Source organism: Acrocarpospora catenulata, assembly GCF_018476525.1.
Taxonomy (GTDB): domain Bacteria; phylum Actinomycetota; class Actinomycetes; order Streptosporangiales; family Streptosporangiaceae; genus Acrocarpospora; species Acrocarpospora catenulata.
Map to the genome: position 1 here is coordinate 1 of NZ_JAHCST010000110.1, position 13,748 is coordinate 13,748.

Annotated in this window: 9 protein-coding genes and 2 pseudogenes; 4 read left to right on the top strand and 7 right to left on the bottom strand. The window is 73.7% G+C overall.

What is annotated here, in order from left to right; genetic code table 11:
* Together KIP79_RS45250 and KIP79_RS45255 are read right to left on the bottom strand one after the other, a co-directional pair.
* A pseudogene (locus KIP79_RS45250) lies at positions 1-534 on the bottom strand (hypothetical protein); the annotation flags it as partial.
* A gap of 183 nt (positions 535-717) precedes the next feature.
* Complete coding sequence (locus tag KIP79_RS45255) at positions 718-1,266, bottom strand: YbhB/YbcL family Raf kinase inhibitor-like protein (protein WP_214111263.1); 549 nt, start codon at positions 1,264-1,266, stop codon at positions 718-720.
* Between the two features lie 102 nt (positions 1,267-1,368).
* Here KIP79_RS45255 and KIP79_RS45260 point away from each other — a divergent pair, with 102 nt between their 5' ends.
* Positions 1,369-4,536 (top strand): AfsR/SARP family transcriptional regulator, encoded by a 3,168-nt coding sequence (locus KIP79_RS45260; RefSeq protein WP_214111264.1) that lies wholly within the window; start codon positions 1,369-1,371, stop codon positions 4,534-4,536.
* Here the strand turns inward: KIP79_RS45260 and KIP79_RS45265 are convergent.
* Both KIP79_RS45265 and KIP79_RS45270 read right to left on the bottom strand, forming a co-directional pair.
* Entirely contained in the window at positions 4,462-5,247 is a 786-nt protein-coding gene (locus KIP79_RS45265; RefSeq protein WP_214111265.1) for an ABC transporter permease, read from the bottom strand. The two genes, KIP79_RS45260 and KIP79_RS45265, sit on opposite strands and share 75 nt — an antisense overlap.
* Positions 5,244-6,191: an ATP-binding cassette domain-containing protein gene (locus tag KIP79_RS45270; protein WP_214111266.1), complete on the bottom strand. Its 948-nt coding sequence runs from the start codon at positions 6,189-6,191 to the stop codon at positions 5,244-5,246. The genes KIP79_RS45265 and KIP79_RS45270 overlap by 4 nt, the downstream gene beginning before the upstream one ends.
* Before the next feature lie 103 nt (positions 6,192-6,294).
* On the opposite strand from KIP79_RS45270, the gene KIP79_RS45275 reads away from it, so the two are divergent.
* Both KIP79_RS45275 and KIP79_RS45280 read left to right on the top strand, forming a co-directional pair.
* Positions 6,295-6,834, top strand: a complete 540-nt coding sequence (locus tag KIP79_RS45275) for a PH domain-containing protein (protein ID WP_308170240.1) — start codon at positions 6,295-6,297, stop codon at positions 6,832-6,834.
* On the top strand, positions 6,831-8,282 hold the full coding sequence (locus KIP79_RS45280) for a PH domain-containing protein (RefSeq protein ID WP_308170241.1): 1,452 nt from the start codon (positions 6,831-6,833) through the stop codon (positions 8,280-8,282). Before KIP79_RS45275 ends, KIP79_RS45280 begins: the two co-directional genes overlap by 4 nt.
* A gap of 4 nt (positions 8,283-8,286) precedes the next feature.
* Here the strand turns inward: KIP79_RS45280 and sepH are convergent, their stop codons facing one another.
* The 3 genes from sepH to KIP79_RS45295 form a co-directional block, all read right to left on the bottom strand.
* Positions 8,287-9,972, bottom strand: a complete 1,686-nt coding sequence (gene sepH, locus KIP79_RS45285; RefSeq protein ID WP_250214914.1) for a septation protein SepH — start codon at positions 9,970-9,972, stop codon at positions 8,287-8,289.
* 252 nt (positions 9,973-10,224) lie between these two features.
* Positions 10,225-11,505: a D-arabinono-1,4-lactone oxidase gene (locus tag KIP79_RS45290; RefSeq protein WP_214111267.1), complete on the bottom strand. Its 1,281-nt coding sequence runs from the start codon at positions 11,503-11,505 to the stop codon at positions 10,225-10,227.
* A gap of 15 nt (positions 11,506-11,520) precedes the next feature.
* Positions 11,521-12,723, bottom strand: a complete 1,203-nt coding sequence (locus KIP79_RS45295; RefSeq protein ID WP_214111268.1) for an MFS transporter — start codon at positions 12,721-12,723, stop codon at positions 11,521-11,523.
* Positions 12,724-12,935: 212 nt separating this feature from the next.
* Between KIP79_RS45295 and KIP79_RS45300 the strand changes: the two are divergent.
* Positions 12,936-13,748: pseudogene (locus tag KIP79_RS45300) on the top strand (lytic transglycosylase domain-containing protein); the annotation flags it as partial.

A 13,748-nucleotide genomic window follows, 5' to 3' on the forward strand; every position in this document is an offset into this window, starting at 1 on the left:
CACGGTGGCGGCGTTGGGGTCGGCGGCGGCGCCAGCCGGGACGTCGTCCTCGGCTTCGGTGGGCCGAGGGGTGGCCATCCGCTGTTTGATCGTGCCACCGAAGGCGCCGTCGTCGGCGCGCACCCGGCTCCAGTAGTCGTCGTCGTAGTCGTCGTCGGCGCCCCACTCGTCCACGCCGCGCTTGCCCCTGGGGGCGGTGGCCGCGGCAGGCTTGCCCGCGGGTTTGCCGCCGCGCTGCGCCGGACGGGCGGCCTGGCGGCCGCCGGGCCGGGGGGCGGGGCGTGCCGGGCCGCCGGGCTGCTTGCCCGCCCCGGCGCGCTTCGGCTCCTCGAACGCGTCAAAGCCTTCAGGGAAGCTCTCGAAGAACGTCTCCTCGGCGGGGCGGCGGCTCTTCGGGCCCGTGCCCTCGGCCATCGCCTTGATGCGCTCGGAGGAGAGCGCGCTCTCCCTGCGGTTCATCGACCGCATGCCCAGCGCCACCACTACCAGCACCAATAGCACGACGGCGACAAGGCCCAAAATGACCGCAGTCATAGCACCACCCTCAAGGCCATGGCCTTCCAGCGGCGCCGGTGAGATCGCGCGGCCATCGACGCGACCTGCCCCCTTGGTTCACCTGCGCTCAGCAATTGGATCCGATTCTGCTCGACCACAATGACCGTTGTCACACCCTAGGTGAAGATTGGTTGGTCACTACTACCTCCGGTGTTCAGCATGTCACTGGATGTTGGTCGCTGTGAGACGACCACGAGCGATGGTGTGCTCCGCGATGCGTTTCAAGGTCTCCGAGAGGGAGGCTTCCGCCGGAAGACCGAGTTTCGCGTCGAGGGCATAGACAGTGAAACGGTAGCTGTCATTGGCCCGGCAGGGGGGCACATATCCGACTTTTCCACTAGTCGTCTGTCCCTGCCTGGCCCCTCGGGGCAGTTGACCCTCGCCCAGCTCGGTGGTTTCGGGGTCGATGTTGTACACCACCCAGTGCACTTCCGCGCCGTCCCGCGAGTCGTTGTCGTCGACCACCAGGGCCACCGACTTCGCGCCCGACGTCCCTGACCAGCGCAGCGGCGGGTTGCCCAGCTGGCCCTTGCAGGAGTAGCCGTGCGGCAGCGCGTCGCCGTCCCGGAACTGCGGGCTGGAGACACTGATCACGTCGAGGTTGGCGGGCGAGCCGCCGCCCACGATCCCACAGCCCGACCCGGTGGCCCAGACGGCCGTGGCCGCGGCCAGGACGGCGGCCCGGCGGGCGGGTTTCGAAGGCGACCCCATGCCGCATGATGCTACGCGGATCCGAGTGGTGCGCCGACCGGATCGCGCCGATCCGTCGCGTCCGCCACGCGAAGAGTGCACCGGATCGGCCAGAATCGAGCCATGGACGCGGCCGCGCTCGGCACCGGCACCGGGTTCGCCGTGCTGGGCCCGCTGGACGTGCGCCGCGCGGGCCGCCCCGTGCCGATCGGCGGGGTACGGCTGCGCGCTCTGGCCACTCTGCTGGCCCTGCGGGCCGGCCATACCGTGAGCATGGACGTCCTGGTCGGGGCGGTCTGGCCGGACGGGCCGCCCACGGGGGCGGCCAACGCGCTCCAGGCTCTGGTCTCCCGGCTGCGGGCCGTGCTCGGGCGGGACCTGGTGGTCGCCGGACCGGCCGGATACCGGCTCACGGCGGAACCCGGACAGGTGGACGCGCACCGCTTCACCCGCCTGGCCGCCGAGGGCCGCCTGGCCCTCAGGAAAGGTGACGCGGATCACGCCGCCACCGCGCTCCGCGACGCGCTCGCGCTCTGGCGCGGGCCCGCGCTGGCCGATCTGCCCGGCTGCCCCGGCGAGATCGCCCGGCTGGAGGAGCTCCGGCTGGCCGCCGTGGAGGACCGGATCGACGCCGATCTGGGGCGGGGCCGCCCGGACGACGCGCTGGCCGACCTGCCCGCGCTGATCGCCGCCCACCCGCTCAGGGAGCGCCTGCGCGGCCTGCACATGCGGGCCCTGTACGGCGCCGGCCGCCAGGTCGAGGCGCTCGCCGCCTACCAGGAGGCCCGCGCGGACTTCGCCGACCGGCTGGGCGCCGACCCCTCGCCCGAACTGGCCGACCTGCACGTGGCGCTGCTCCGCCAGGAGGCGCCCAGGCCCGCCAGGGGCAACCTGCGCGCCCGGCTGACCAGCTTCGTCGGCCGCGACACCGAGGTCGCCGAGGTACGGCGGCTGCTGGAGCGCCACCGGCTGGTCACCCTGACCGGCCCCGGGGGCTCCGGCAAGACCCGGCTGGCCGTGGAGTCCGCCGAAGGGATCTTCGCGCCGGACGGCGTGTGGCTGGCCGAGCTGGCCCAGGTACGCCTCCCGGAGGAGGTCGCCCCCGCCGTGCTGACCGCGCTCGGCCTGCGCGACGCCGCGGGGAAACGCGCCGGGACCGCGCCGGAGGACCCGGTGGAACGGCTGGCCGAGGCGCTGGCCGGCTGGCGGGCGCTGCTGGTGCTGGACAACTGCGAGCACGTGATCGGGGCCGCCGCCGCGCTGGCCGAGCGGCTGCTGACCTCCTGTCCGGGGATCCGGGTGCTGGCCACCAGCCGGGAGCCGCTGGCCATCGGCGGCGAACGGCTCCAGCCGGTGCACCCGCTCGGCCCCGACCACGCGGTACGGCTCTTCGCCGACCGGGCCGCCGCCTCCCGGCCGGGCTTCCGGCTGGCGGAGGACCGGGCCGCGGTGGACCGCATCTGCCGGGAGCTGGATGGATTGCCGCTGGCCATCGAGCTGGCCGCCGCCCGGCTGCGCACGCTGCCCGCCGCCCAGCTGGCCGACCGCCTGGACGACCGGTTCCGGGTGCTCACCGGCGGGAGCCGTACCGCGCTGCCCCGGCAGCGGACGCTGCGGGCGGTGGTCGAGTGGAGCTGGGACCTGCTGGACCCGGCCGAGGCCCGGCTCGCGGCGCGGCTGGCGGTGTTCGCCGGGGGTGCCACGCTGGGCGCGGCCGAGGCGGTCTGCGCGGGCGAGCTGGACGTGCTCGGCCGCCTGGTGGACAAGTCGCTGGTGGGCTTCGACGGCGAGCGGTACCGCATGCTGGAGACCATCCGCGCCTACGCGGCCGAGCGCCTGGCCGCCGCCGGGGAGGAGCACGCCTTCCGGCTGGCCCACGCCCGGTACTTCACCGAGCTGGCCGAGCGGGCCGAGCCGCGGCTGCGGGACGGCGAGCAGGTGGCCTGGCTGGCCACGCTGTCCGGCGAGCACGGCAACCTGCTGGCCGCGCTGCGCTTCACCACCACCGAAGACAGCGGGGAGCTGGCCCTGCGGCTGGCGGGGGCGCTGGGCTGGTACTGGTGCCTGGTCGGGTTCCGCGCCGAGGCCGCGCACTGGCTGGCGGCGGCGGACCGGCTGGGGGAGCGCGATCCCGGGGCCGACCCGGGACAGGTCGCGCTGGTGCTGGCCGCCCGCGGGCTGCTCATGATCAATGGGGGCGCCGACCGGGCGGCGGCGGCCGGCTGCCTGGACCGCGCCGTGACGCTGGCCGAACGGCGGCTGGCCCGGCCGTGGCACCCGCTGGTCGCGCTCGCCCGCCCGCTGGCCGCGCTGCTCACCGGCCTGGAGCGGGTGGACGAGGCGGCCTTCGCGCGGGCCGCCGCTCACCCGGACCCGTGGGTGGCGGGCACCGCCGCGCTGCTCCGCTGCCAGGCGCTGTTCAACCTGGGCGAGATCGACGAGGCGGAGGCCGCGCTGCGGCGCGCGCTGGAGCGGTACCGGGAGACCGGGGACCGCTGGGGGATGGGGAACGCGCTGGCCGGCCTGGGCGAGATCCTCAGCCTCCGGGGCGAGGTGGCGGCGGCCGTCCCAGTGATGGGCGAGGCGGTCCGGCTGGTGGACGAGATCGGGATATTGGAGGACATTCCGTACATCAGGACGCGGCTGGCCGTGGTGCTGCACACCTGCGGCGACCAGGCCGGCGCGCTGCGGGCCCTGGCCGAGGCCGACCGGGTGAGCGCCGCCGTCGGCGACCCGTCCGGCGCCGCCGCCATCCGGTGCGTCCGCGGCGACCTGGCCAGGGAGGCGGGCGACCTGGCGGCGGCCGGGCGGCACTACGCCGAGGCGACGCGCCTGCTCGCCGACCCGCTCCGCTCGGCCCCGCAGTTCCAGGCCATGATCCGCACCTCGCTCGGACTGCTGGCCGAGCAGCGGGGCCAGCTCCCGGCCGCCCGGCGGCTGCTGGGCGAGGCGCTGGAACTCGCGCTGCTCGGCCGGGACGGGCCGATCATCGCCGAGGCGGTGGTCGGCCTGGCCGGTGTGGCCCTGCGCGAGGGCGACCCCGCCAGGGCCGCGCGGCTGCTCGGCGCCGCCGCCACCTTACGCGGGGTGCCGGTGGTGGTCGGCTTCGACCACATCCGCGTCGACACGGCGGCGCGGGCCGCGCTCGGCCCCGGCGAGTTCGGCCAGTGGTACGACCAGGGCCGCGCACTGACCCGCGACGAGGCCACCGCCCTGCTAGGCGCGGTTACGGAAGGCCCGGACGGAGAGCGGTGCGCAGAGCGCCGCGACCCCGGCCGCCCACAGCAGTGAGGTGACCGCGGGACCCGCCACCGGCCCGCCGGTGAGCAGGCCGCGCAGGGCGTCGGACAGATGGCTGACCGGGTTGATCTCGACCCAGCGCCGCAACCATCCCGGCATCGTCTCGCCCGGCACGAACGCGTTGGAGGTGAAGGTCAGCGGCAACATCACCGAGAAGGCGAACAGCTGGACCTTCTCCACGTCGGCCGCCTTCAGCCCGATCAGCACCGACGTCCAGGACAGGGTCAGCGCGCACACCAGCAGCAGCGCGAGCGCGCCCAGCACCCCGGCGGCGCCCGTCTCGATCCGGAAGCCCAGGACCAGGCCGAGGCCGAGGAAGAGGGCGAACGCCCAGGCCTGCTTGAGGGTGTCGGCCACGATCCGCCCGGCCAGCGGCGCCGACCTGGCGATGGGCAGGCTGCGCAGCCGGTCGAAGACCCCCTTGTGGATGTCCACGTTGAGGCCGACCGCGGTGGTGAGCGTGGCGAAGAGCATGTTCTGCGCGATCAGGCCGGGCAGCGCGAACTGGAGGTAGTCGCCGGTCGAGCCGCTGATCGCCCCGCCGAACACGTACGTGAACAGCAGCAGGAACATGATCGGCTGCACGCTGAGGTCGACCAGCTCCATCGGGTTGTGCTTGATCTGGACCAGGTTTCGCCAGGCCAGCGTCAGCGTCTGCCGTAACGCGGCGGGCGGGGGCACGGTCCTGGCGGCGGCGCTCACGCGGCGGCCTCCGGCTCGGCCCGGTGGCCGGTCAGCGCCAGGAACACCTCGTCCAGGCTGGATCTGCGCAGGGTCAGCTCGGCGGCCACCACCCCGAGGTCGTCCAGCCGCCGTACGATCGCCGGCACCGCGGCCGGGTCGGACAGCACCGCCGTGACCAGCCCGTTCGCCGTCTCCGGCACGGCGCCGAGCACCTCGCGGAGCACCTTCACCACCAGGTCGAGCCGGTCGCCGTCGACCGGCCGCACCTCCAGCACCTGGCCGCCGGTGGCCGCCTTGAGCTCGTCGGGGGCGCCCCGGGCGATGATCCGCCCGTGGTCGAACAGCACGAGGTCGTCGGCCAGTTGGTCGGCCTCCTCCAGGTACTGCGTGGTCAGCAGCACGGTCACCCCGTCCCGCCGCAGGCCCCGCACCACCTCCCAGAGCCCGGTACGGCTGCGCGGGTCCAGCCCCGTGGTCGGCTCGTCCAGGAACAGCACCCGGGGCCGCCCCACCAGGCCGGCCGCCAGGTCCAGCCGCCGCCGCATGCCCCCCGAGTACGTTTTGGCGGCTCGGTCCGCCGCCTCGGTCAGGTCGAATCCGGCCAGCAACTCGGCCGCCCTGGCCCTGGCCGCGGGGCGGGACAGACCCAGCAGCCGGCCGATCATGATCAGGTTCTCGGTTCCGGTGAGCGCCTCGTCCACCCCGGCGGACTGGCCGGTCAGGCCGATCAGTGAGCGGGCCTGGTGGGCCTGGCGCACCACGTCGAAGCCGCCGACCGTGGCGCGGCCGGCGTCCGGTCGGGTCAGCGTGGCCAGCACCCGCACGGCGGTGGTCTTCCCCGCGCCGTTGGGGCCGAGCACACCGAGCACCCTGCCCGTCTCGGCCGTCAGGTCCACCCCGTCCAGCGCCGTGGTCGCGCCGTACCGTTTGACCAGGCCCTCGGCCTGGATCGCGTACGTCATGTGTCGTCCTCCTTCGCCGATCACCCTGGTCCCGGCCGCTGACATCGGGCTGAGCAGGGCCGGGGGCGGCTGACAGGGCGCTGACACGACTTAGGGTGGGAGCGTGAGCGAGCCACCCCGTCCCCCCAGCCGCCCGCGCGACGCGCTCCGGCCGCCCGCCCATCAGGTGTCCAGGCGGGCCGTGACGCTGTGGTTCCTGCACGGGATGCTGGAGTTCCTGGCTCTGGCGGGCGGGATGGCGCTGCTCTCGCTCTGGATCGGCGGCTGGTCCTGGGTGCCCGACTGGCTGGCCGCGCGGCCGTGGCTGCTGCCGCTGGTCACCACGGTGCTGGTGCTGCCGACGGTGATCGCCGAGCCGTTGATCAGGTTCCGGGTGCACCGGTGGGAGCTGTCCGGCGACGTGGTGTACGCGCGGTCCGGCTGGCTGAGCCGGGAGTGGGTGTTCGTGCCGGTGGGGCGCATCCAGACCGTGGACAAGGCGCAGGGCTGGCTGGAACGGCTGCTCCGGCTGGCCACCGTGGAGATCAGGACGGCCTCGTACGCGGGGTCCTCCACCATCAAGTGCCTGGACTACCGGGTGGCGGCTGAGCTGGCCGAGGAGCTGTCCCGGCGGGCGCAGGAGCTCAGGGACGACGCCACGTGACGGCCGGACAGGCGCTCCCCGCGCGGTCCCGGCTGAGTGCCAAGGTGCTGTTCATCGACCCCATCCGGATGGCGCCCTCGTTGCTGCTGCCGCTGGCAGGGGTGCTGGTCGCCGGAGGCTTCTCGCCGCGTTCCTTCGGGTTCGCGGCGCTGGGCGTGGCCGGTTCCGTGGTGTTCGCGGTGCTGCGCTGGGCCACTTTCACGTACGCGGTGGTGGGCGACCGGCTGGAACTGACCCGGGCGCTGGTCAGCCGGTCGGTGCGGACCATCCCGCTGGAGCGCATCCGCGGCGTGGACGTCAGCACCCCCGCCCTGCACCGGCTGCTCGGGCTCGCCGTGCTCAAGCTGGACACCGGCGCCGGGGGCGACAAGCAGGAGGGCGAGCTCAACGGGGTCACCGTGGCGGAGGCCGAACGCCTCCGGGCGGTGCTCCTGGCCCGGCGGGCGGCACCGTCAGAGCCGGAACCCGTGGAGGCAGCCCCGGTCGTGCGGGAGCGGTACCTGATCCGGGTGCCCCGCGCGTGGCTGCGGTACGGGCCGCTCTCCGGCGCCTACCTGCTGACGCCGTTCGCCCTGGTGGCGGGTGCGATCGGGCTGCTCTTCCAGTGGGGGGAGGAGTTCGGGCTGACCGGGCGGGACGCCTGGGCGCTCGCGGAGTGGCTCTGGGAGCGGCCGCAACTGCTGGCCGCCGTCCTGGTCGTGCTGGTGGTGCTCATGCCGCTGGCGGGCGGCGTGATGTACGCGGTCTTCAACTGGAACTTCACGCTCCGGACCAGAGACGGCTACCTGGTCGCCGAGCGCGGTCTGGTCAACCGCCGGGCGGTCTCGCTGGAACGGCGCCGGATCCGGGGGTACGAGCTGGCCGAGAGCCCACCGGAGCGGGCCTTCGGGCTGGTCCGGATGTGGGCGGTGGTGACCGGTCTCGGTGACTCCCAGACGCGGGGGCAACTGCTGCCCGTCGCGCCCAAGGCCGAGGCGCTCAAGGTCGCCGCCGAGGCCGTCGGGCCCTTCGACGCCCCGCTGCGCCCGCACCCGCCGGTGGCGCGCCGTCGCAGGCTGTTCCGTGCGGTGGCCCCCTGGCTGGCGGTCGCCGCCGTCGCCCTGGTCATGGGCTGGGGCGTGCTGGCCGTCGTCGCGCTCGCGCTGGCCGCCGTCGGCGTGCCGCTGGGGCTGGACCGCTACCGGTCGCTCGGGCACGCCTATGACGGAGCCCGCCTCTCGGTGCGCTCCGGTTCGCTGCGGCGGACCCAGGCGACCGTGGAGCGGCGGGCGGTGGTCGGCTGGACGATCAGGGAGACCTGGTTCCAGCGCCGTGCCGGGGTGGTCACCGTGATCGCGGGCGTGGGCGCGGGCAGCGGCGGCTATTCCGCCCTGGACGTGGGCGCGCGCCAAGGGGTGGAGTTCGCCGCCGAGGTCACCCCCGAGTGGGTCGCCCCCTTCATGGAGTGAGTGATCAGTCCGGCTTGCGCGCGCCGAACATGATCTCGTCCCAGCTGGGCACCGAAGCCCGGCGGCCCCTGGCCTTGCGGCGGGGTGGCGCGGGCTTCGGCGGGACGGCCGGGGCGGGCGGCTCCGGCTTGCCGGGCTTGGCCGCCTTGGGCTCGGCGGGCGTCGGCTCGGCGGGGATCTCCTCGCTGACCCGGGCGGCCGGGACGGCCACGGGCTCCTCGACCGGGGGTACCGGCTTCTTCGCGGGCGCGGGGGGCACCGGGGGAGTGTCCCCGCCCATGATGGCAGCCGCCACGGAGGGCCTTGCCCCGTTGGCGGTCGGCTTCGCACCCGCCGCCCGCGGCGGAGGACCGGGTCGCGGCGGCATCGGCTTCGGCACCGGAGCCTTCGGCAGGGCAGGCTTCGGCACAGGAGGCTTCTGCACGGACGCCGCAGGCACCGACGCCGCAGGCGCGGGCGGCACAGCAGGCACGGGTGCGGCGGGCACCGACGCTGCGGGCACAGGCGCCGCGGGTGGTGCGGGCGCGGGCACGGACGGTGCGGGCTTGGGCGCTGTGGGCGTCGGCGGCGGGGCGACGGGCGCGGGTGCCACGGCCTTCGGCGCGGGTTCGGGTTCGGGCTGGGGTTCCGGCTTCGGCGTGACGACCTCGTCGCGCACGGGGGCCGATTCCTCGGCCGTCTCCTCGCTGATCACCTCAGGAAGTTCGGGGCTCTCCGCGACCGGGACTTCCTCGACAACGACCACGGCCTCCTCGGCGATGGCCACCTGATCGGGCTCATCCGCGAGCTCCTCAGGCGCGACCGGCTCGTACGCGACAGGCTGGGGCGCGACCGGCTCGGGCGGCGCCGGCAGGGCGTGCACGACCGGCTCCTGGAGCACCGTCACCGGCTCCTCGCCGACCTGCTCGTACACCAGATCCGCGTACGCCGCCGGTGGAACCGGCATCGTCCGCACCGGCGGAGGCTCGGCGTAGGGCGCGGCGGGCTCCGGCTCGTACCGGGGCGGCGGCTCATGCCGTACGGGCGGGAAGTCATGGGAGGGCACCGGCGCGAGCTTGCTCGCCAGCCGGGGCACGAACGGCCGCACGGTGGTGTCCCCCACCGGCGGGTCCACGTATTCGGGGGCCGACAGCCGCATGGCCTCGTCGTCGTGGGGCGTGATGTGCCGCCGCCGGGGGTCGAAGAGCCACTCCGCGTGCCGGGTGTGCCCGTTCCAGACGAACCCGAGCTTGATCCGCCAGAGGTTGTCGTCCCGCTTGCAGGAGTCCCAGTCGATCTCGTCGGCGGGCACCCCGCGCCGGGTCAGCCGCTCGGCCACCAACTCGCCGAGGGTGGGCCGGGGGGTCGTCTCGCCGGGCAGCCGGACGGCCACCCGCTGGGCCTGCTGCGCCACGTATTCGCGTTCCTGGAGCACGGGACCCTCGAACCAGCGCACCCGCTCGACCGGGATGCCCGCGGTGGCCGCGATCTCCTCCGCGGTCTCCCCGGCCCGGATTCGGGCCTGGATCTCCTTGGGACGCAACGGGCTCTCCACTTCGATCTCGTACTGGCCGAGACGGGAGAAGTTGCCGCGAACCGCAGCGCGGAGCCGGTCGTCGACGGGCAGCGTGAACCGTGTGCCTCGCCCGGCGGTGGCCAGAACGAGGTAGGTGCCGTCCTCACTAACCGCGACGAGACGGAGCTCCTGCATGCGAGTCCCTTCGTCGTCGTGCTGAATCTTCCCCCGGACCCTTGAGTGTCTCGCGTGAGCCGGTTGCCTTCCAGCACCGTACCCGGCATGTCCGAACATCGCCTCGCCCAAGGGTGCGGGAGACGATGTGACGCCGGTCACATTTGTCGGATTTACCGTGGTAGGTGCCGCCATGTTCAGCCAGCATTCACTGGCCCTCCCCTGATTCTTCCCAATCCTGCCGACGGCCGTGCTGGAGTTGGCAGAAGTGATTCAGGGCAGCACGCCGGCCAGGTACGCGTTGCCGAACACCCGGCCAGGATCCAGCTGGTCACGCAGCTTCACGAAGTCGGTGAAACGCGGATAGACCGTTGCGAGGTAGGCGGCGTCCCGGGTGTGCAGCTTGCCCCAGTGCGGACGCCCGCCCAGCCGCACCATGATCTCCTCCACTCCGGCGAAGTAGTCGGGATTCGGGGTGGGCTGGTAGACGTGGCAGGCGATATACGCCGACTCCCGGCCATAGGCGGTGGAGAGCCAGGCGTCCGAGGGCGGGGTGACCCGGACCTCCACCGGGAAGCCGATCTTCCACCCGCTCCGGTCCACCAGGTCGCGCAGCTCCCGCAGGGCCGTGCCGAGGTGCTCGCGCGGGATCGCGTACTCCATCTCCAGGAACGTCACCTCCCGCACGGTGGCGAAGACCTTGTAGGAGAAGTCCACCGCCTCCGAGGTTCCCAGCAGCCGGGCCGACAGCGCGTTGATCGACGGGATCATCCCGGGGAACCGGGCCCCGGCCGCGCAGGCCAGCCCGAACAGCATGTTCTCCAGGAACACCGCGTCCAGCCAGTGCCGGAAGGGGCTCGGCGGCGCCGCCGGGCCCGCGCTCCGGTTGTTCCGTTTGACCAGGCAGGCGTCGGTGTGCGGGAGCCAGTAGAAGTCCAGGTGCTCGTTGCCCTCGACCAACTCGTCCAGGTCGGCCAGGACGCCGCTGAAGGGCCTCGTCTCGCGGCGGCTGTGCAGCAGGAAGGCCGGTTCCACCCGGAAGGTCAGCGCGGTGAGGATGCCGAGTGCCCCCAGCCCGACCCTGGCCGCGTCGAACAGGTCGCCCTCCCTGACCGTGGTGAGCGTGCCGTCGGCCAGCACCAGCTCCAGCTCGGTCACCTGGTCGGCCAGCCCGCCGGTCAGCCGCCCGGTCCCGTGCGTCCCGGTCTGTACGGCCCCGGCCACCGTCTGCACGGTGATGTCGCCCATGTTGGCCAGCGCCAGCCCTCGCCGGTGCAGCTCCACGTTGAGCGCGTGCAGCCGGGTCCCGGCAGCCACTTTGACCCAGCCGTCCCCGGCTTCCAGCACCCCGGTCAGCCGGTCCGGACGCAGCATCAGGCCGTCGGTGAGCGCCACCCCGGTGAAGGAGTGCCCGGTGCCGACCATCCGGACCGTGCGCCCGTCCCGGACCGCGTCCCGTACGGCCGCCGCGACCTCCTCGGCCGAGGCCGGAGACCGCACCTCGGCGGGGACGCCGACCTGATTGCCCGCCCAGTTGACGAAGCGTTCACCCATGAACGTGAACGGTACTCATGACCCGCTGTTCCGTACAGCCACCGGCGTGCGCAGCCAGCCCGACCCGGCCACCCCGACCACCATGGCCAGCAGCGCGGCCCCGTAGGCGAAGCCGTACGCGTTGGAGGCGCCGTAGGTGTCGGTGAGGTGCCCGCCCGCCCAGGCGCCCACGGCCACCCCGAAGCCGATCGAGGTGGTCAGCCAGGACATGCCCTCGGTCAGCTGCCCGGACGGGACCAGCCGCTCGATCAGCGAGAAGCTGGTGATCAGCGTCGGCGAGATGGCCAGGCCGGCGAAGAACAGCGCCAGCGCCATCAGCCGCAGGTCGCCGATGAGCAGCACGGGGGTCAGGCCCACCACGAACACGATCAGGGCCCGGGTGAGGCGCCGGCGCAGGGTGATCTTCCAGGCGCGGGCCCCGTACCAGAGGCCGGAGACCATGCTGCCGCCGGAGAAGCAGGCCAGCAGCAGCCCGGCCGCGGTGGTGGTGCCGTGCTCCTCGGCGAAGCTCACGGTGACCACGTCCACGCAGCCGAAGACGGCGCCCATCGCCAGCATCACCATGGACAGCAGCGCCACCCCGGGGATGCCGATCGGCGAGCGCTGCCGCTCGTGGCGCCGCACCACCGGCGGCTCGGTGCTCTTCAGCAGCGCGAAGGACAGCGAGCCCACCGTGGCCAGGACCACGGCCACGATCAGCCCGGCGTACACGTTGACGCTGGTGGCCACCACGGCGGTGAAGGACGGTCCGGCCACGAAGATGACCTCGTCGGCCACCGACTCGAAGGAGAACGCGCTGTGCAGCCTGGCCGGGTCGTCCAGCAGGTGCGACCAGCGGGCCCTGACCATGGACCCCAGCGAGGTGGCCGAGCTCCCGGCGATCGCGGCGGACAGGAAGAACGTCCAGAGCGGCGCGTGCGCGTGCACCAGCAGCATCAGCGCGGTCAGCGCGGCCGCGTGCACCACCGCGAACGGCACGATCACCCTGGCCTGGCCGTACCGGTCCACCAGGCGGCCGGAGAGCGGCGCGGCCACGGCGTACGCCAGGGACACCACGGCGGCCAGCGCGCCGGCGGTCGCGAACGAGCCGGTGAGGTGGTGGATGAGCAGGGTGATGCCGATGCTCAGCATCGACATGGGGATGCGCCCGACGAATCCGGCGATGACAAACGACTTCGCTCCGCGCGTGGCAAACAGCCCACGGTACGGCCCAACCATTTCCAAACCCCTCTCGCGCGCCCTTGGCACGTGAAGCACGTGTGCTGCGTCCGGGCACGCCGACCTGGGTCGGCTGCGGCCTTGGGTGGGCACGCGGACGGCTCTGAAAACCCCGTCGACTGTCTCGTACCGGCCGGTCGCTTGGCAACCGAATTTCCGGGCCGTGCGGCGTGGGACCGATTTTGGGGCCTTAAGGCCGGTAAGGTACTCGCGTGAACCGGGTGTCCCTTCCGTGGGTCACGCCGCTCCGCGTGTTCGTGGCCGGGCTCGCCGCGCTGATCGCGGTGACCGTCACCGTGGGCAGCGTGCTCCTGCTGGTCCGGGATGAGGCGGAACCGGCCGTGCGCCCCGCCGACCGCTCCGCGGAGCGCCAGCTGCTGGTTCCGGACCGTACGCTGCCGTCCGCCCCGCCGGTCGTCGGCGGGCCCGGAGTCCAGGTCACCCCGCCCAAACTGCTGGCCATCTCCGCCACCACCGTGCCGGAGAAGACCCTGCTCAAGCTGGCCAAGGTCAGGAACGTGCAGAAGGTCGCCGCGGTGAACGGCGGCCAGGTGCGCATCTCAGGAACCGGACTCCAGTTGCTCGCGGTGGACCCCGCCCAGTTCCGGTCCTGGACGCCCAAGACCGTGGCCGAGCACCCGGAGGTGTGGAGCGCCCTGGCCCGGGGGGAACTGGTGGCCGACAGCACGGTGCTCAAACGGCTCGGCATGGTGCTCGGCGCCGAGTACCAGCTGGACGGCGGCCCCAAGCTCCGGGTGGCCGCCGCCGCGCCGCTCGGCTTCCCCGGCGTGGACGGCGTGATCAGCGACAAGCTCGGGGCCGAGCTGGGCTTCGCCACCGGAGTGGTGGTGATGGTGCACGGCGTGGGCGTGGACGGCGACAAGGTGCGGGAACTGCTCGGCGCGGGCACCCAGGTGCTCGCCCTGGGCGCGCAGGCCCCGCCCACCCGGCCCACCACCCGCCCCGCCCAGCAGGTGCTGGTCGGCCGCCCCGAGAGCTATCTGGAGCTGTACCAGCGCAGCGCC

Coding starts and splice junctions, on each gene's coding strand:
- KIP79_RS45255 (WP_214111263.1), bottom strand. CDS start 1,266: ATGGGGTCGCCTTCGAAACCCGCCCGCCGGGCCGCCGTCCTGGCCGCG.
- sepH (WP_250214914.1), bottom strand. CDS start 9,972: ATGCAGGAGCTCCGTCTCGTCGCGGTTAGTGAGGACGGCACCTACCTC.
- KIP79_RS45270 (WP_214111266.1), bottom strand. CDS start 6,191: ATGACGTACGCGATCCAGGCCGAGGGCCTGGTCAAACGGTACGGCGCG.
- KIP79_RS45260 (WP_214111264.1), top strand. CDS start 1,369: ATGGACGCGGCCGCGCTCGGCACCGGCACCGGGTTCGCCGTGCTGGGC.
- KIP79_RS45295 (WP_214111268.1), bottom strand. CDS start 12,723: ATGGTTGGGCCGTACCGTGGGCTGTTTGCCACGCGCGGAGCGAAGTCG.
- KIP79_RS45290 (WP_214111267.1), bottom strand. CDS start 11,505: ATGGGTGAACGCTTCGTCAACTGGGCGGGCAATCAGGTCGGCGTCCCC.